The sequence below is a fragment of the Collinsella sp. CLA-ER-H8 genome (assembly GCF_040092335.1).
GTDB lineage: Bacteria > Actinomycetota > Coriobacteriia > Coriobacteriales > Coriobacteriaceae > Collinsella.
The window spans coordinates 215,562-233,611 of the sequence record NZ_JBBNLU010000002.1 but is presented as its reverse complement, the minus strand read 5'-3'; the positions used below and the strand labels follow the sequence as shown (position 1 = coordinate 233,611).

Below are 18,050 nucleotides of genomic sequence, written 5' to 3'. Positions count from 1 at the left end.
AAGGGACAGGTTTATTTTGGCAGGTTTTATCAGGCAAAACGTTCAAATAAAACGCCGGGCTTCGCGATGGTTAACATATCCATCGCGAAGCCCGGCGCATCCACGGCTACCAGCTCAACAGCTCGTAACCGTCCTCGGTCACCACGAGCTGTACCTCGCACTGGGCCGAATCGCTGCCGTCCTTGGTGCGCACGCACCAGCCATCGCCCTTGCTGATCTTGATGTCGGGCGCTCCGGCGTTGACCATGGGCTCGATGGTAAAGACCATACCCGGGGCCATGATGGTGTCCACATCGGGTGCCTCGGTGGTAAAGCCCACAAACGGGTCCTCGTGGAACTCCTTACCGATGCCGTGTCCGCCGTACTCGCGCACCACGCTAAAGCCGGCGTCCTCGACCGTCTTTTGCACGGCCTCGGCCATAACGGACAGCGGCAGCCATGGCTTGACGGCTGCCAAGCCCGCCTCCACGCTGGCGCGGGTGACGTCGACCAGGCGCTGGCGCTCGGCAGAGACCTCGCCGATGCAGAACATGCGGCTCGAATCACTAAAGTAACCGTCCAGGATCGTGGAACAGTCCACGTTGATGATGTCGCCCTCGTGCAGCACGTCCGTATCGCAGGGGATACCGTGGCAGACGACGTCGTTGATCGAGGTGCACACGCTTTTGGGGTAGCCCTCGTAGTTGAGGTCTGCCGGTGTGCCGCCGTGCTCGACGGTGTAGTCATAGATCATCTGGTCGATCTGGTTGGTGGTCATGCCTGCGGCGATATGCTCGCCCACATAATCGAGCACGCCCACGTTGATGGCTGCCGAGCGCTTGATGCCCTCGATATCGGCGGGCGTCTTGTAGAGCGTGCGGGGCAGGACCTCCCAGCCCTCTTCCCACAGGCGCTCAAGGCGCTCATCAAAGGCGCTATGGCATTTCTTATATTTTTTGCCGCTGCCGCACCAGCAGGCGTCGTTGCGGCCAGGCACGGGTCCTTTGTCATACATGGCTAACTTCCTTTCATCCGCAGCTAGTATAGCCCACTCACGCGTCCATAAAAGTTGCGGTGATATAGTTCCGATTTAAGCGGTTTAACAGCATAAATAGGAACTATATCACCGCAACTGATGGAGCGGGGTGGTGGGCACTAGCTGCTGCGTGGTTTTGTTAGTAGCTCACCTGGCAGGGAATGCCGAGGGCTTGGACGCGCGCGGCAATGGCGTCGAGGACGTCGGGCGCTGCTTTGGCAAGGCCGGCGACCGGCGTCTCGCGAGCCACCGTGTAGATGGTCGCTTCTTGTGGGCGAATGCGCTCAAGTGCCGCGAGCCAGGGGGCAACGTACTCCTCGCCGGTGTTGTCGATGGGCTTGCCCAGATACTCACCGGTCAAAAAGATCGTCTGGATAATAACGTGACCGTCAAAGCTTGCGAACGTCTCAATCTGGTGCTCGACGTCGTAGGGGCCAACAGGCTGGTCGAGCAGCTGGATAAATGCCGGATCGACCGTATCGAGCTTGAGGATGTTGTCGTCGACCATCATGAGCGCATCGTGCACCTCGGGGCGGTCGGCGCGCGTACCGTTGGAGAGCACGGCGATTTTGGAGTTTGGGGCCAGCTGATCGCGCAGCGCGACGGCGCCGGCAATCGCCTGGGGAAACTCCGGTGCGGCGGTGGGCTCGCCGTTTCCTGCGAAGGTGATCACATCGGGGAGCTCGCCCTCGGCTGCCATCTCGCGCAGCTTTGCCTCGAGCGCGTCGAGTACCACGGCAGCTGTGTTGTACGGCTCATGGCAGGGGCGCTCGGCGTTGAGGCCGTTTTCGCAGTAAATGCAGTCGAACGTGCAGATTTTGCCGCTGGCCGGCATCATGTTGACGCCGAGCGAGAGACCAAGGCGACGGCTGCGAACGGGCCCAAAGATGGGGCTGGCATTCAAAAACGTAGACATAGGCATATGCTCCTCAAGACAATTGTGCCTAAGCATAGCATCGGCTCCAAAGCAAGGTGCGGGCTCTTGCTTTACAAGTTTCGTTTTTTCACGTCGCCCATTATGCCGCGCCATGAAAAGCCTCGGGTCGGGTAAAGTTAATCTGTTAACAAGGTGTAAGGCAATGTGGGTCCATCCAACCGCGCTGACGTGCAACTGGATGAGCATTGATGATGGGGGCACAACATGAATTTTACGGTCGAGAATGCGGGCACCACGATTGCCTGTCGCGAATATGCCGGCCCAGATGTGTCGCCTGATGCTCCTGCCTTGGTGTGCGTGCACGGCGCTTGTGTCGACGGCACATTTTTCGACGATATCGCTTGTGAGCTCAGCCGCAACTACCGCGTAATTGCCTACGACCGCCGCGGCTGCGGTGGCAGCAGCGATGCGGCAGACGGCAGCTATGATCTTGCCGCTCAGGCCGCCGACCTGCAAGCCGTGATCGAACACGTTGGCGCTCCGACAAATGTGCTTGCGCATAGCGCCGGTACGTTGGTGGCGCTGGAGCTTCTTCGCGCCGAACCCCATCTCGTCGCCCGTGCGATTCTGCATGAGCCGGCTGTGTCGGCCGAAGGCGTCGGCATGGGCGCAGCTCCGGTTTTGCTCGATATGATTGCGGCTGGAAAGGTTTCAAGGGCGCTCCGGCTTTTCTTGGGAGCCCTCGGCGACTTGGACCCCGAAGCTCCCGGGACGACCGAAGCGGAAGCCAAACATGCCCTGCGCAATGGTCGTTGCTTTATGGCTAATGAATACGGAACAAATATGACATATGCTCCCGACTGGGAGCGCGTCCGCGCGTCAAAGGCGGTGTCGGCCGTGTTTTTGGGCGAGCTTTCGGTCGATACACCCCGCGAGGCTGGCACGCGAGCGGCTGCCGAATATCTCGATTGCCCCCTTGTGACGATCCCGGGCGCGCATAACGGTCTGCGCGATCGCCCCGTTACGGCGGCAAACGCCGTTCGCGATGTCTTGGAGCGTTAGCACGCTCGATGACCTGCGGGGAGAGGGGCTGTTAGCGTTTCGTCATTGTTAACGAATGCGCCCATAACCGCGCGCCCGCGGCTCCATTACCGCCGTTTGCCAGGTCATAAAAATGTAACGATAATCGCGCGTTTGCCTTCAGCTGTTAGATGCTACCCTTGTACCAATTGATATGCACCGTTGCCGTGCGTAACGATAGGAAGGGCCCCATATGCTCAATAATCACGAGGTCAATCTAACCGACGAGGAGGCTGCCGCCGAGGTCGCCCGCGTCGCGAAGACCTACCCCGTGGTGCGTTTGTTGTCGGCCGATCAGATTAAGAGCGAGCCTAACTGCTTGCTCGCCGGCGATCGCTGCCCTTGTCTGCGTCAGTCGAGTCTTGAGGCCTTGGCAGGTTCCGATGATGTATCGGAGCAGCTGCTCAATGATGGTACCGAGTACCGCGCTCGCCTGCGCCCTCTGAAGGTCGAGGGCGAGCCTCACGTCCTGCTGATGGTGCGTCCGATCGATGAGCAAGAGGCTGCAGAAGAGGACCTCGTCTACACCGACGTGCTGACGAGTGTGCGCAATCGCCGATATTACGAGGAAAAGCTCCGTAGCGCCCGCATGAATGCCGGCGTTGCGGTGATCGACCTTGATGATTTTAGGGTCTTCAACGATACGTGTGGCCGTCATGCCGGCGACCTTGCGCTCGGTGCTGTGGCGACAGCCATACGCAGCGGAATTCGTTCGACTGACGAGCTTGTACGCTATGGCTGCGACAAGTTTGTGGTCGTCATGCCCAATATTCCCTCCGATGACTTCACCCGTCGCCTGCATCAGGTGTCCGATGCCGTTCATGCCACGATTGTTCCGGGCCATGAGTACGTGAGCTTGACGGCATGTGTTGGCGGTGTTCGCATTCATGGCGAGACGGTCGATGAAGGAGTTGGCCGCGCTGTCCAGTTATTGAGCCGCGCTAAGGCAAAAGCCGGTACGGTCGTGACCGATGCCGATTCCATCGAAGCCTTCCAAAGCGAAAAGCCTTTGGTGCTTACTGTCGATGACTCCGAGATGAACCGAGCCATTCTCAACGAGATGCTCAAGGACGAGTATTGCATCCTCGAGGCCGACAACGGTCGTACGGCGCTCGACATGGTCGACCGCTATGGCGATGAGTTGTCGCTCGTGACGCTGGATATTGTCATGCCGGGCATAAGCGGCTTTGAGGTGCTGGCCGATCTGTCGCGCCGATCGGGTATCGACAATCTGCCTTTCATCATGATTTCGAGCGAAGATTCCGATGATATGGTTCTGCGCGCGTACGAGCTGGGCGCCTCGGACTATATCAACCGCCCGTTTGACTCCCGTGTCGTGCGCCGGCGTGTAAGCAACACCATCCGCCTATACGCCAAACAGCGCCGCCTGACGAGTTTGCTGTCCCAGCAGTACAACGAGCGCGTCAAGAACAGTCGCATGCTCATCGACATCATGGCCGGCGTTATGGAGCTTCGCAATGGCGAGAGCGGTAGGCACGTTACGAACATCGAGAAGCTGACCGAGCTGCTGCTTGGCTGTCTGGTCCAGCGTAGCGGCACGATCTCCCTCGACAATGAGGAACGCTCTACGATTGCCCTGGCTTCGGCGCTGCACGATATCGGCAAGATGTCGATTGACGATGCAATTCTCAACAAACCCGGGCGCCTTACGCCCGAGGAGTTCGAGATTATGAAGACGCATACCACGATGGGCGCCGACATGTTGCTTGAGCTGGGCCGCCATCACGTCGGCAATGCGCTTATGGAATATGCGTACCAGATTGCGCGTTGGCATCACGAGCGCTGGGACGGCAAGGGCTATCCCGATGGCCTTAAGGGCAACCAGATTCCCATCGCCGCACAGGTGGTTTCGGTGGCCGACGTGTACGATGCGCTGACGAGTGTGCGTGTGTACAAGGATGCTATCCCGCACAAGGAGGCTATCCAGATGATCTTGGACGGTAAGTGCGGTGAGTTTAACCCGCTGTTGCTCGACTGCCTGCTCGAGGTGCAAGACCGTATTGCCGAGACGTTGGCACGCCCCGCCGACGTTGTCGCGTTTCCCACGATTTAGTTTGACCAAAGGAGTTTTAATCCATGATTTCCATGCGTGAGGCGCATGAGAAGATCGGCGCTAATTATGATGACGCGTGCGCTCGGCTGATGGGCGAGGAAATGCTTGCCCGCTTTGCCCTCAAGTTTTTGGATGACGAGAGCATGGACAAGCTGGAGGCCGCCATGGCGGCAGGAGACGCCGAAGGTGCGTTTATGGCAGCGCACACGCTCAAGGGCGTGAGCCAGAACCTGGGATTCGATAATCTGTACGAGCCGGCGGTCGTGGTGACCGAGGCGCTGCGCGGCGCCGATGCCGTTGACGACGCTCGCGAGGGAATGCATGCGCTGCAGCAGCAATATGCGGCTACGATGTCGGCTCTGCGCGAGGCGGGCGAGTAAGAGGTTGTGAGCCTTGGGCTGTGTGCCTGCCGCGTATGGGCAAAAGGGCGCCCCGCCGGACCATGTGGCCGGCGGGGCGCCCTTATCTGTTATGCGGTTCGCGAGCTAGCGAGCCTGCTTAACCTTTGCCGCTGCCTCGACAAACGACTTCCACAGGTTAAAGTCGGTCTCGAGTGTCTGCCAGGTGTACTCGGGATGCCATTGCACGCCCAAGCAGAACGGCTGGCCCTCGACCTCGATGCACTCGGGAACGCCATCGGTTGCCTTGGCGACCAAGCGCGTGCTCTTACCCAGACGATCGACGCAGCAGTGATGTGCCGAGTTGGTCTGGATCAGCCTGTGCCCGCCAACCGCGCGCTCCAGCAGCGAGCCCGGCATGACCTCGACAGGGTGCACGGGGTCGTTGAGCACGTGGGTGTGGCGCCACTGCGTGCGGCCCTCGCGCGCACCCAGGCTCGGCACGTCCATGCACAGGGTGCCGCCGGTGGCGACGTTGAGCAGCTGCGTGCCGCGGCAGGTGGTAAAGAGCGGCTTCTTGGCGCGGAGTACCTCGTCGACCAGCTTAAACTCAAAGCTATCGCGGATCTCGCAGCAGAGGGTGGGGTCGTAGGGTCGATCATCGCCCCAACGTTTGGGATTGACATCGGGGCCGCCGGGGATGGCGATGCCGTCGGCGATATCGACGTAATGACGGATAACATCAATGTCCTCGGTGATGGACATCTGCAGCGGCAGGCCGCCAGCGGCAAGGATGGCATCAACAAAGACACTTGCGATTTCCTCGTTGGGGGAGAGCATCTCGGTTAAAAACGACTCTGCCTCTTCCCAGCGCGGCGCGACGAGGATGAGCGGACGGTCGGCGGGGGCGACGTCGACATGCGGGGTGTAGGACGATGAAGTACGGGTTCCAATCATAGGTGTTGCTTTCGAATCTGAAGGTGACAGGGCGCATGAGAGACGTGGGACAACGCTTCCGATGGATTTGTCCCACGGGGTGGCTGGTTAGTGACCCTTGATAGAGTTGAGGAAGTCCTGGGCGCGCTTGGTCTGGGGGTGGTCGAAGAACTCGTCGGGCGTGCCGGTTTCCACGATCTGGCCGTCGGCCATAAACACGACGCGGTCGGCCACGCGGCGGGCAAAGTTCATCTCGTGCGTGATGACGATCATCGTCATGCCCTGCTGGGCCAGACGGACCATGACCTCGAGCACCTCGTTGATCATCTCGGGGTCAAGGGCGCTTGTGGGCTCGTCAAAGAGCATGGCCTTGGGTTGCATGGCAAGCGAGCGGGCGATGGCTACGCGCTGTTGCTGGCCGCCCGAGAGCTGTGCGGGTACCTTATCGGCCTGCTCGGCCACGCCCACGCGGCTCAGCAGGTCCATGGCGCGCTCGCGGGCCTCGTCCTTGGAGACACCCAGCACATCGACCGGTCCCAGCATGACGTTCTGCAGCACCGTCATATGTGCAAACAGGTTGAACTGCTGAAACACCATGCCCAGTTCGGCGCGCATGCGGGCAAGATCCTTGCCTTCTTGCGGCAGGGGCTCGCCCTCGATGAGGATCTCGCCCGAGTCGATGGTTTCCAGGCGGTTGATGGTGCGGCACATGGTCGACTTGCCCGAGCCCGAGGGGCCGATCACAACGACGACCTCGCCGCGGTCGACCGAGAGATTGATGTCGTTGAGGACGTGCAGATCGCCATAGTGCTTATCGACGTGTCTGAGCTCGATCAGCGGCTGATTGCCGATGGAAGAGGTGCTCTGTGCCATGGTGCTCGGCTCCTTATGACTAGAAATGGTAAAGCGTTAGCGGATGATGGTCGCGCCGGTCTTGTGCGAAACGTAGACGGCGGCCTTGTTAATTGCGACGTTGATGAGGATGTAGATGACCGCGATTACCAGGTAGACCGACACGAGGGCGTCGTAGTTGGTAATGAGCACGCGGGCGTTTTGCATGAGGTCGGGGTAGCTCACCACATAGGCGACGGTGGTGTCTTTGACTACGACCACGAGCTGCGAAATCAACGACGGAATAATAAACCGAATCGCCTGCGGCAGCACGATTTTAAAGGTGATTTTAGCCTTGGAGAGACCGAGCGCCTGGGCTGCCTCGACCTGACCGCGCGGCACGGCGTTGACGCCGGCGCGGAAGATCTCGGCAAGTACGCCGGCTGCAGCGAGCGCGACAGGAAGCGTGAGCATCCAAAACGACGGCAGCGCGATCTTGTACTGGGGCAGCACCAAAAAGAAGAAGTAGATGAACAGCAGGCTCGGTACGCCACGGAAGAAATCGGTGAGCACGCGGCAGACCAGCTGCAGCGGCTTAATGTCGCTGGTACGGCCGAGCATAAGGGCTAAGCCCAGCACCAGCGCGATGGCGCCAGCGGTGAGTGCGACTTTAACGGTGCCCTCAAAGCCGGCAAGCAGGAACTTCCAGGTGGTGAGGTGCGTAAAGAAATACCAATAGTGGACCGAAAGCTGGCCGGTCACATAAAAGCGCTGCAGTACCAGGACGACGAGTGCGGCGACGGCAACAAGCGAGATGGCGGTGCCGATGCGAATCTTGGCGCGCATCTTGGGGCCGGGAGCCTCGTAGAGCGCATCGCGCATGGTAAGCGCAGGGGAGGAGTGCTTGCTCATCGGAGGATCCTCACCTTCTTATCGATGTAGTTGCCAATGTGGCTCACCACAAAGGCCGTGCCCAGGTAGCCGAGCGCCGAGATAAAGAACGCGGCGACGCCGCCAAGTGAGCGCGTGTTGATATAGCTCACCACGCCGGTGAGCTCCTGCGGCTTAAGCGGCACCTGGCTGCCGAGCGCAGTGGTGAGCATGACGGCGATAAAGAGGTTGGTCATGGGCAGCACGCTCGAGCGCAGCGCCTGCGGAATCACGATTTTGGCGAGGATACGGTTAAAGCTCATGCCGAGAGAACGTGCTGCTTCCACCTGGCCGACGCCGACGGTGTTGATGCCGCTCATAAAGTTCTCGGAACCAAAGGCAGAACCCAAGAGCACCGTGGCGACGATAACGCAGGTGCGGTAGGGCAGGACGACCTTGAGCGGTGGCAGCGCGTAGACGACGATAATGAGCAGCGCGATGCCGGGGATGTTACGAAAGACCTGGACATACAGGTCGCCAAAGACGCGCAGTGGCTTGAGTGGCGACACGCGCATCACGGTGACGGCGACGGCCAGCACCATGGCGATGGCAAACGACTCAAGAGTCATGCCCCAGGTCGCTAGAAGCGCGTCGATATAGTTCTGGCCATAGAGCGACCAGAGCTCGGAGAGACTCATGCGGACCTCCTGCCGATAAGGAAAGGGGCTCCCGTGTGTACGGAAGCCCCGACAACTCAGTGAGGAAACAGTTTACCGCAATAAAGCGCATCATGCGTTTCCATATGGTTTCGTTGCGGCCGTTACCAGGCTCGCTGCCTAGGCGCCGATCTCGGGCAGCTCGGGAACGTTGGTGTCGCCCGTACGGTCGCCGATGCAGATCTGCCACAGCTCGGTCCAGGTGCCGTCGTCCTCAATCTTCTTAAGGAAGTCGTTGACAAAGGCGACACCGTCGGAATCGAGCGGCAGGCCGATGCCATAGGGCTCCTTGCTGCCGAAGGGCTTGCCGGCGATCTTGTACTTACCGGGCTCGCGCACCAGGGCGCTCTGCTGCATGTTGTTATCGATGACGTAGGCATCAACGCGACCCTGCTGGAGTGCCTGGCGGGCCTCTTCGTCGGTCTTGAACTCCTGCTGGCTGGCCTTGGGAGCGAACTCCTCCAGGATGGCGGGGCCGTTGGAGCCGGACTGGACGGCGACGTTCTTGTCGGCCAAGTCGTCGACGCTCTTAATGTCGTCGTTATCGGCGAGCACCAGGATGGCCTGCTGCGTGTAGTAATAGGGACCGGCAAAGGAGACGAGCTTCTTGCGCTCGTCGGTGATGGTGTAGGTGGCAAAGACGGCGTCGACCTGGCCGTTCTGTAGGACGGACTCGCGCGTGTCCGAGGTCACCTGGGTGATCTCGACCTTGTTCTCGCCCAGGATGTAGTTGGACAGGAGCTGTGCGATACCGGCGTCGAAGCCGCGGGTCTGACCGTCTTTCTCGTTGAGGAGGGAGAAGAGCGTGGAGGTCTGAACGCCACCGATCTTAAAGACGCCGGCGTCCTTAACGGCCGTGGCCCAGGTGCTGGCGGCGATGGCATCGTCATCGGCCTTGGGGCCGTCGTTGACGAGCTTGTCGAATGCCTTGGCATCGAGCGTGGCGGAAACCTCGGTATCCTCGGAGCTCTTGGAAGAGCCGGCGGCGGAACCCTTGTCGGCCTCGGCGCTGGTGTCGGAGCAGCCAGCAAGACCAAGGCCGGCGACGGTTGCGAAGGTGGCGGCGACGAAGCCGCGGCGGTCGAGAACGACCTGCTGGGAGAGGTTCTTGCTCATGGTAGAACACCTTTCTCAATAAAATCCCTAGCGGTTGAGTAGAGTTATACCCTATCGCGCTCAAATGGGTCAACATGAAATAACTCAGAAACATACTTGCCTTATGGGTTATTCTTCCTACCAAAAAGGGACAGGCACCTTTGTGGTGGTTCTTGCAGATGTGGTGGCCTGTCTCGCTGCTTTGTCTCAATCTGTAACATCTGGACGGGCAAAATGTCTCTATCTGTTACAGATTGAGACAAACGTCGGGGACTACGACGTCTTGTCTCGATCTGTAACAGTTAGACGGGAATTCAGGCCCTAGATGTTACAGATTGAGATAATCGCGTCGCGAAAATAAAAACCTCCGCAGGGATGCTTTCCTTGCGGAGGTTTTCTTACTCGTTGAGTAGCCTTACGGCTTCGGCGGCCATGTTCTCGACCGTCATGCCGTTCTGAGCGAGCAGTTCGTTGGGCTCGTAGCGGTCGGGGAAGCCCTTGGCGATGCCAAAGGTGCGCGTGCGCAACGGCGTGCATGCCAGATAGCACGCGACGCGCTCGCCCCAGCCGCCGTCCAAGATGCCGTCCTCGAGGGTGACGACAACGCGATGCTCGGCGGCAAGGCTGTCGAGGAACTCGCGGTCGAGCTCGGTTGCAAAGCGCGGGTTGACGAGTGTGGCTTCGATGCCGTACTCGGCGGCCAAGCGGTTCGCCACGCGCTCGCCCAGCTCAAAGAAGTCGCCGAGTGCAAGCACGGCCACATCGCGGCCCTGACGCACGACGCTGTAGCGCGCGACGCCGTAATCGGCGTCCTCGGCAGGTGCCAGATCGGGGCGGCTTACCAGGCCGATGCCCGGTACACGAATCGCCACGGGATGCTCGCGGTGGTCGAGCGACCAGCTCAGCATGGACAGATATTCCTCCATGCAGGCCGGCGCCAAGTAGTGCATGTTGGGAAGACCGCCCAGCATGGAAATATCAAAGAACGAGAGGTGCGTCTCGGACGTGGTGCCAAAGATTGACGCACCAAACACCAAAATGGTTGCGGGGGCGTCGTTGAGGCATAGGTCGTGCCACAGCTCGTCGTAGGCGCGCTGCAAAAACGTACCGTACACACCAAAGACTGGCTTGGCGCCCGAGCGCGCAAGCGCGGTGGCAAAGGTCACGGCGTGCTCCTCGGCAATGCCCACATCGACGAACTGTTTGCCGGCGGCAGCGCGAAGCTCGGGTGTAAAGCCCATGATGTAGGGCGTGGCGGCCGTGATGCCAACGACCTGTGGATCGCGCTCGATGGCGGCGCTGAGCGCCTCGCCCGTAATGTCAGCATAGGTGCGCGGCGCAGGCTCGCTTGGATGGCCCGGGCAGAGCTTGCGCCCGGTTGCCATGTCAAACGGACCCACGTGATGCCAGCGTTCGGGGTCGTTCTGGGCTGGCTCAAAGCCCTTGCCCTTGGCGGTGGAGACGTGCAGCACGATGGGATGATCGATACTGCGCAGTTCCTGCAGCGCGTCGACTAGGGCCAACACATCGTTACCGGCGTCCAGATAGCGGTAGTCGAGCCCCATCGCGCGGAAAATGTTGCGCTCACAGGCGCCGTTGCTGGCGCGCAGCTCGGCCAGATTGCGATACAGGCCGCCATGGTTCTCGGCGATGGACTGGTCGTTATCGTTGACGATGATGATCAGGTTGCTATCGAGTTCGGCGGCATTGTTAAAGCCCTCAAACGCCAGGCCGCCCGAAAGCGAGCCGTCGCCAATGATGGCGATGACGTTGTATGCATCGCCCGCCAGGTCACGAGCGTGCGCCAGGCCGCAGCCCAGGCTCACCGACGTGGAGGTGTGCCCCATGGCAAACAGGTCATGCTCGGACTCGTCGGGATTGGCAAAGCCAGAAGCCTCACCATAACGCTCCGGATCGATATAAGTGTACGCGCGCCCCGTCAGCGCCTTGTGGGCGTAGGTCTGGTGCGAAACGTCAAAGACAATCTTGTCGATGGGGGAGTTAAACACGCGATGAAGCGCAACCGTAAGCTCAACGACGCCCAGGTTGGGGGCAACGTGCCCGCCGACGGCAGCGGAGCTTTCGAGGATTGCCTGGCGGATCTCGCCGCAGAGCTGCGGGAGCTCGGCGCGATTAAGAGCCTTGACGTCCTCGGGCGTTGTCGTTTGCGTAAACAGCATCGTTGTGGGTTACTCCATGCGAATCGAGCGCCGGCGCTCCCTCGGCCGGCACAATTGCACAAAACAGTCTCGCACATTTTGGCGTTTGATATGTGACGGCGGCGCGGTAATTCGCCAACTGGCGGGGCAAAACGTTTTGTCCGATGCCATACTGATAGATTCGATGATGATTTTATTCAATACGTGTAGGCCGTGGCTTGCCGCCGTGAGCCGCTGGAAGGAGGCAGCATGTCCGATGCCGTTCGTGCCGAGAAAATCGTGCACGAGGTCGACGATGCCGCCCGCCAGCTGGCCCAGGCGGGCCGCTTGGACCTGACGCGCGAGTTTATCCAGCATGGTGACGTGACGGTCTATGCACATGTGACCTCGGTGGCACGGGCAAGCCTGTCCTTTGCTGAGTGCCTGGGCCGCGTCGGTGTTTCGGTCGACCGCGCCTCGTTGCTGCGCGGAGCCTTGTTACACGATTACTTTCTCTACGATTGGCACGACCCCGACCCGAGCCATCGACTGCACGGATTTCGTCACCCGTTTTTTGCCCTGGCGCGTGCGGAGGAAGATTTTGAGCTGACGCCGCGCGAGCGGAATATTATCGTGCGGCATATGTTTCCGCTGGTACCGGTGCCGCCGACGTGTCGTGAGGCTTGGATTGTATGCCTGGCAGATAAATGGTGCGCTCTGCGCGAGACGGTCGCCGGTCGTCTGCGGCGCAAGGACGAGGCGGACGATGGCGTGAGTGGCGAATCGAGCGAAAAGAGGAGAGGGTAGACGGTGGGAACCGCGATTGATATGGCGTTTGGCGGCGCGACGCTTGCCGCCTGCCCGCTCTCGGCACTGGTGCTCTCGTTTGCCTTTTACGGGTTTTGCGGCTGGGCGTGGGAGTCGACAGCATGCGCCATGCTCAACCAAGGACGATTCGCCAACAGCGGTTTTTTGCTGGGGCCGTGTTGTCCTATCTATGGTGTGGGCGGCATAGCCTGCTGGATTTTGCTGCGCGGAATTCCGAATGCCTCGAGCCAGTTTGTCGCTGCAGCGCTCGTATGCAGCGTGATTGAGTACAGCGTGGGCGTGCTGTTGGAAAAAACAACGGGCGCTCGCTTTTGGGATTACTCGCACCTGCCGTTTAACTTGCACGGACGCATCTGTCTGTACTGGGCCTGCGCGTTTGGCTTGGGTGCGTTGTGTATTTGCCGTTTAGTGGAGCCGGCATTGCTGGGGCTGCTTAGCCACCTGCCGGTGCTGATTGTGCGGCTGTCCGCCTTTATCGTCGCGGTCGCGATGATGGTCGACGCGGTGTGCTCGTTGGCGAGCTGGCGGCGTCTATCCGATCAGCTGGAGCGCGTCCGGGCCGACCTTGCCGACCGAATCAACGAGTCGCTTGCCGATGCCTCGGACTCAATGCTCGAGCGCATTCCCGAATCGACGATTGACTCGGTGACACAGACGCACATCCGTAGCCGTGCCGTTAACGCGTGGCTGGCCGAGCTGGGCGACGCGACGCTCGATGCCCTTCGTGAGAAGGCTTCGATGCCGACGTTTATCTCGGATGGTGCTCGCGGCCTGGCGCTCGCTGCCCGCCGCGTGGCTGATGCCGCGCCGAGCATGCCGCGTCCGTCGCTCAGTCGTCGCCTTGCCGGCAAGCGCATAAGCCGTCCGGTGCCGAGCGTGTCACTCAGCCGCCGCGACCTGCGCTTCTTCAATGCCTTCCCGCGCTTGCGTATCAACCGCTACGAGGGCGTCATCCGAGCTACCGACCTTCGTGACCGAGCCCGCGAGCTGTTCCGCCACTAGCCGGGACGGGCGCGCTCACGGCTTCCTTGCTCGCGTATTTCCCGTTCGTTTCGCGTCCGTTGCCACGCCGTTTCCAAGATTGCGGCACCGTTTCCATTCGACAACGCAGCGTTTAACAACGCCGTATCTGGTCTACACCAGTTGCCCCTCGGCCGCATTATGGGCGCCGACAACGTTCATGCGATCAAGGGGGAGCGAATGTACGATACGGGATCGACAACGTTTATGCTCATCTGCACCATGCTCGTGTTTTTAATGACACCGGGTCTGGCGTTTTTCTATGGCGGCCTGTCCAGGCGCAAAAATGTCATCAACACCATGCTTATGTGCTTTGGCGCCATTGGCCTGGTTGGTGTGCTGTGGATTGTTGCCGGCTGGTCTCTGGCCTATGGCGGCGACGGTTCCAGCCCGTTTATTGGAGGCCTTGACCAGCTGCTGTGCCTGCCGGTACTCAACCAGGTGCTGCAGGCGGCCGAGGGCAATGCTGCGGACGGTGTCGTCTACCCTCAGATCATCAACATCGCCTTTCAGATGGCGTTTGCCATGATCACTGCTGCTATCGTCACGGGCAGCCTGGCCGGCCGCGTTAAGTTTGGTGCCATGACGGCCTTCCTGGGCATTTGGCTGCTTGTGGTCTATGCGCCGCTTGCCCACATGGTTTGGGGCGGCGATGGCTCCTTTATCGGTGACATTATCGGCGCACTCGACTTTGCCGGCGGCGACGTGGTGCACATTTCGTCCGGTCTTACCGGCCTGATCCTCTGCTTAATACTTGGCCGTCGTCGTGGCTTTGGCATGGTGAGCTACCGTCCACATAACGTGCCGTTTGTGGCGCTGGGCGCCGGCCTGCTTTGGTTTGGCTGGTTTGGCTTTAACGGCGGCAGCGAGTTTAAGGCCGACGCCGTGGCGGCACTTGCCATCCTCAACACCGTGACGGCCAGCGCGGCGGGCATGGTTTCGTGGCTTGCCGTCGAGCGCGTGCACACCGGTCGACCCACGCTGGTGGGCGCCAGCACCGGTCTGGTTGCGGGCCTTGTGGTGGTCACGCCGGGTGCGGGCTTTGTCGAGCCGTGGGCGGCGCTGGTCATGGGCCTGATCGTCTCGCCCGTCTGCTACTTGGCCATCAGCCATCTTAAGACCAAGTTCGGCTACGACGATGCGCTCGACGCGTTCGGTTGCCACGGCATTGGCGGCATCTTGGGCGGCGTGCTCACGGGCCTGTTCTGCGTGCCGGAGCTCTCGTGGACCGGTAAGGGCGGCCTGTTCTACACGGGCGACGCGTCGCTGCTCATCTCGCAGATCTTGGGCATTGTGGTGACGGTCGCGATTGTACTGGTACTCGATTTGGTGATCGCCGCGGTGGTCAAGGCGCTGTTCCACGGCAGCCTGCGTGTGGACGAGGCCGACGAGGCACTGGGCCTGGATGCGAGTCAACACGGCGAGAGCGCATACCCCTCGTTCTCCGGACTCGACTAGCAGCTTCCCCAAGCACCGCACCTTGCCGTTCAATCGTCGCTCACGTACTTAAGTACGCTTCGCTCCTCTTTCACGGCAATCTGCGGCACTTGGGAAACCTGCTAAGACCAGTCAGTTGAACTTTTTGATCTCTGAGGTTGGTTTGCGGCATTTGGAAAACCCGTGCCACATGAATGAGCAATTCATTTCTTTATTAAAGAGAGGAATTCACTATGAAGAAAATTACGGCGATCGTTCGTGCCGAGAAGCTTGAGGTTCTTAAAGACGCGCTGTTTGCTGCCGATGTTCGTGGCATGACTATTAACCAAGTGCAGGGCTGCGGCGCGCAGCATGGCTGGAAGGAATACGTGCGCGGCAACGAGTTACTTGTCAACACGATCCCTAAGGTACAGTTCACCCTTATTTGCGCCGATGAGCACGTCGATGGCATTGTCGACATCATCTGCAACGCCGCTCGCACCGGAGCCGTCGGCGATGGCAAGATCTGGGTCGAGCCGGTCGAGGAAGTCATCCGCATCCGTACCGGCGAACGCGGCCCCGCTGCGGTGTAGGACAATCTTTCGCCTGACGGGCGCGCCTCTCTTGGGGCGCGCCCGTTCTCGTCTACAATATCGTGCAGACGAAGGAGAGGCATGCCCATGATCAAGATGTTTGCGAGTGACTTAGACGGAACGCTGCTGAACGCCCTGCATGAGGCGGATGGGACCATCCGCCGTGCCATTCGCGAGCTGACCGAGGCTGGCCTGCATGTGGTTCCCGCGACCGGGCGCTCGACGCTGCCGGTCGGCGAGCATGGCTTTACGGGCCTGGCGCTCGATGCCTGCTGCTCTAACGGCTCCATCGTGCGCGACAGTCATGGCGAGGTGCTCAAGACCTGGACCATCGATCCGCAGATCACCGAGGAGCTGCTCAAGGAGTTCCCGGACATTTGCTTTGATTGCTCCACGCCCGATGGCATGTTCTCGAGCGGTTCGTTCGAGATGCATCAGGCGGGCTTTAAAAAGGACAGTCCTATCAAGCGCATCGTGATGCGCGGCATGCGTGCACGTGGCGGGTATCACGAGGAACAGTATTTCGACCAGTCGATCGGTGACATTCTGCGCCACGATGTGTGCAAGATCAACTGCCGTGTGATCTCGCCCGAGCTGGAGCGCGACCTTAAGGCGTATTTGGCCGAGCGCTCGGACCGCGTGGTCAACGCGCCGTTTGACCCGGTGATGTTTGAGATCACGGATGTGGCATGCAACAAGGGCGAGAGCGTGGCCTGGCTGGCGGGCTACTACGGCATTGCCGAGGACGAGGTCGCGGTCTACGGCGACGGCGGCAACGACATTGCCATGCTCAAACGCTTCCGCCACAGCTACGCGACCAAAAACGCAAGCGAGGCAGCCAAGGACGCCGCGAGCGCAACTATCGGCAGTTGCATGGTCCACGCCGTTCCCAAACACATGCTTGCCACCATGCACAAGCAGAATTCCTGCACCGTAATCGAATAATGTGACAAAGGGACAGCCCCTTTGTCACAGGTGACGCTGGTCTCTTGAAATACGAACAAACATTCGCATATCTAACTGCGCTTTGATAGAATTGATACTGTTGGCGGCAGTTCCATGTGCCGGGCAACGCCCTCCATCTGATGGGAGGTGATGCCCATGACCGATCTGATTGATTTCGTGAGACTTCTGACCGCTTTGGTCTCGTTCTCCACGGCGCTCGTCGGGCTTTCCGAGGCACTCAAGCAACGTTCGAAGCAACGTAAAAGGGGTCGCCGCCGCTAAGGCGTTGACCCCTTAATCCAAGCAACGGCGCTGCCCAGCTTTCCAGAACTTGGGCTGCCGTCGACACTATTCTACCCACGAATGACATTTTGAACAATCGGCAATGCCGCTCCAAAAGCCAGGCACAACTGGCACAACCTAGGCGGTCGCTGAATGTGACAAAGGGACTGCCCTTTGTCACATTCCAAATATTGCCTTTACGTGTTGATACACACGGTGTGCAATAATACTCGCACTGTGCAATAGCGCACAGGCTGAGTAACAAGGAGGACGTTTGTCCCAGCTCGAGAAATGCGATCGCCGGTCCCTTCGCTCGCAGCGTGCCCTTCGCCAGGCACTTGCCAGCGAGCTTGCCGAAAGCGGCGACCTTTCGCGCATTAATGTCGCGTCGCTCACCGAGCGCGCTGGCCTTACGCGCCGCACGTTCTATTCGCACTACCGCGATATCCCCGACTTTATCAATCAAATCGAGGACGGCTTGCTGGCCGAGATCCGTGAGCGCATTGAGCTCATCACCGCAGCTCAGCTGCCCGATCTCTATCACAACATCGATGAGCTCGAGCCGGCACCCGGTTCGGTTGAGTTGCTGCGCTACCTTGCGGCCAACCGCGATTTAATCGGATCGCTGCTGGGCCCGGGCGGCGACCCCGCCTTTATTAAAAAGATCATCGATACCGCACGCGAGGCCGTGGTGCCGCGCGCACAGACGGGCATTTTGGGCTTGGCGCTGGGCACCTTCTTTGACTACTACGTCACCTATGTCGTGAGTGCCGAGGTCGGCATGATCCAGCGTTGGTTTGAGCGTGACCTTTCTGAATCGCCCGAGACCATGGCGCGCATTATGACGGTTATCGCCTTTGTGCGCCCCGGCGACCTGTATGGCCAACCCATCGATATCAACGTGCCGGAATACGGCATGAAGCTATTGAACCTGCAGCTCGAAGACGCGGTCGACACCACCGCAACCGTCGAGTCCAACAACTAAGAGGAGAGACA

The 18,050-nt window shown here is 60.0% G+C and carries 18 protein-coding genes; 10 read left to right on the top strand and 8 right to left on the bottom strand.

Features of this window, described 5'->3' with window-relative positions; all coding sequences use genetic code 11:
• Positions 1-106: 106 nt before the first annotated feature.
• The gene (gene map / locus AAAX72_RS02325; protein ID WP_055286839.1) at positions 107-994 is read right to left on the bottom strand and encodes a type I methionyl aminopeptidase; all 888 of its coding nucleotides are present in this window, start codon (positions 992-994) and stop codon (positions 107-109) included.
• A gap of 160 nt (positions 995-1,154) precedes the next feature.
• Positions 1,155-1,931 carry a radical SAM protein gene (locus AAAX72_RS02320; protein ID WP_349128859.1) on the bottom strand — a complete coding sequence of 259 codons (777 nt, stop codon included), beginning with the start codon at positions 1,929-1,931 and terminating at the stop codon, positions 1,155-1,157.
• A 225-nt stretch (positions 1,932-2,156) separates the two neighbouring features.
• Here AAAX72_RS02320 and AAAX72_RS02315 point away from each other — a divergent pair, with 225 nt between their 5' ends.
• The 3 genes from AAAX72_RS02315 to AAAX72_RS02305 all read left to right on the top strand — a co-directional run bounded on the left by AAAX72_RS02315 (position 2,157) and on the right by AAAX72_RS02305 (position 5,426).
• Positions 2,157-2,954, top strand: a complete 798-nt coding sequence (locus AAAX72_RS02315) for an alpha/beta hydrolase (RefSeq protein WP_217108383.1) — start codon at positions 2,157-2,159, stop codon at positions 2,952-2,954.
• A gap of 211 nt (positions 2,955-3,165) precedes the next feature.
• Entirely contained in the window at positions 3,166-5,046 is a 1,881-nt protein-coding gene (locus tag AAAX72_RS02310) for an HD domain-containing phosphohydrolase (RefSeq protein ID WP_349128857.1), read from the top strand.
• A gap of 23 nt (positions 5,047-5,069) precedes the next feature.
• The gene (locus AAAX72_RS02305) at positions 5,070-5,426 is read left to right on the top strand and encodes an Hpt domain-containing protein (protein ID WP_349128856.1); all 357 of its coding nucleotides are present in this window, start codon (positions 5,070-5,072) and stop codon (positions 5,424-5,426) included.
• Between the two features lie 105 nt (positions 5,427-5,531).
• On the opposite strand, the gene AAAX72_RS02300 is transcribed toward AAAX72_RS02305, so the two are convergent.
• The 6 genes from AAAX72_RS02300 to AAAX72_RS02275 all read right to left on the bottom strand — a co-directional run bounded on the left by AAAX72_RS02300 (position 5,532) and on the right by AAAX72_RS02275 (position 12,012).
• Complete coding sequence (locus tag AAAX72_RS02300) at positions 5,532-6,341, bottom strand: gamma-glutamyl-gamma-aminobutyrate hydrolase family protein (RefSeq protein ID WP_349128855.1); 810 nt, start codon at positions 6,339-6,341, stop codon at positions 5,532-5,534.
• Between the two features lie 87 nt (positions 6,342-6,428).
• Positions 6,429-7,193 carry an amino acid ABC transporter ATP-binding protein gene (locus tag AAAX72_RS02295; protein WP_349128854.1) on the bottom strand — a complete coding sequence of 255 codons (765 nt, stop codon included), beginning with the start codon at positions 7,191-7,193 and terminating at the stop codon, positions 6,429-6,431.
• 36 nt (positions 7,194-7,229) lie between these two features.
• A complete protein-coding gene (locus tag AAAX72_RS02290; protein ID WP_117840241.1) occupies positions 7,230-8,063 on the bottom strand; it encodes an amino acid ABC transporter permease in 834 nt (277 codons plus the stop codon).
• Entirely contained in the window at positions 8,060-8,719 is a 660-nt protein-coding gene (locus AAAX72_RS02285) for an amino acid ABC transporter permease (RefSeq protein WP_006234894.1), read from the bottom strand. Before AAAX72_RS02285 ends, AAAX72_RS02290 begins: the two co-directional genes overlap by 4 nt.
• A gap of 138 nt (positions 8,720-8,857) precedes the next feature.
• Positions 8,858-9,853: a glutamate ABC transporter substrate-binding protein gene (locus AAAX72_RS02280; protein ID WP_349128852.1), complete on the bottom strand. Its 996-nt coding sequence runs from the start codon at positions 9,851-9,853 to the stop codon at positions 8,858-8,860.
• Between the two features lie 377 nt (positions 9,854-10,230).
• Complete coding sequence (locus AAAX72_RS02275; protein ID WP_349128851.1) at positions 10,231-12,012, bottom strand: 1-deoxy-D-xylulose-5-phosphate synthase; 1,782 nt, start codon at positions 12,010-12,012, stop codon at positions 10,231-10,233.
• Positions 12,013-12,240: 228 nt separating this feature from the next.
• On the opposite strand from AAAX72_RS02275, the gene AAAX72_RS02270 reads away from it, so the two are divergent.
• The 7 genes from AAAX72_RS02270 to AAAX72_RS02240 all read left to right on the top strand — a co-directional run bounded on the left by AAAX72_RS02270 (position 12,241) and on the right by AAAX72_RS02240 (position 18,039).
• On the top strand, positions 12,241-12,777 hold the full coding sequence (locus AAAX72_RS02270) for an HD domain-containing protein (RefSeq protein ID WP_349128850.1): 537 nt from the start codon (positions 12,241-12,243) through the stop codon (positions 12,775-12,777).
• A 3-nt stretch (positions 12,778-12,780) separates the two neighbouring features.
• Positions 12,781-13,800, top strand: a complete 1,020-nt coding sequence (locus tag AAAX72_RS02265; RefSeq protein ID WP_349128849.1) for a putative ABC transporter permease — start codon at positions 12,781-12,783, stop codon at positions 13,798-13,800.
• Positions 13,801-13,998: 198 nt separating this feature from the next.
• Positions 13,999-15,276 carry an ammonium transporter gene (locus tag AAAX72_RS02260; RefSeq protein WP_349128848.1) on the top strand — a complete coding sequence of 426 codons (1,278 nt, stop codon included), beginning with the start codon at positions 13,999-14,001 and terminating at the stop codon, positions 15,274-15,276.
• 212 nt (positions 15,277-15,488) lie between these two features.
• Positions 15,489-15,827, top strand: a complete 339-nt coding sequence (locus tag AAAX72_RS02255; RefSeq protein ID WP_316364972.1) for a P-II family nitrogen regulator — start codon at positions 15,489-15,491, stop codon at positions 15,825-15,827.
• An 87-nt stretch (positions 15,828-15,914) separates the two neighbouring features.
• Entirely contained in the window at positions 15,915-16,772 is an 858-nt protein-coding gene (locus AAAX72_RS02250) for an HAD family hydrolase (protein ID WP_148331933.1), read from the top strand.
• A 156-nt stretch (positions 16,773-16,928) separates the two neighbouring features.
• Positions 16,929-17,054 (top strand): hypothetical protein, encoded by a 126-nt coding sequence (locus AAAX72_RS02245; protein ID WP_260699404.1) that lies wholly within the window; start codon positions 16,929-16,931, stop codon positions 17,052-17,054.
• Between the two features lie 274 nt (positions 17,055-17,328).
• Positions 17,329-18,039 carry a TetR-like C-terminal domain-containing protein gene (locus tag AAAX72_RS02240; protein ID WP_217750173.1) on the top strand — a complete coding sequence of 237 codons (711 nt, stop codon included), beginning with the start codon at positions 17,329-17,331 and terminating at the stop codon, positions 18,037-18,039.
• Positions 18,040-18,050: the final 11 nt, after the last annotated feature.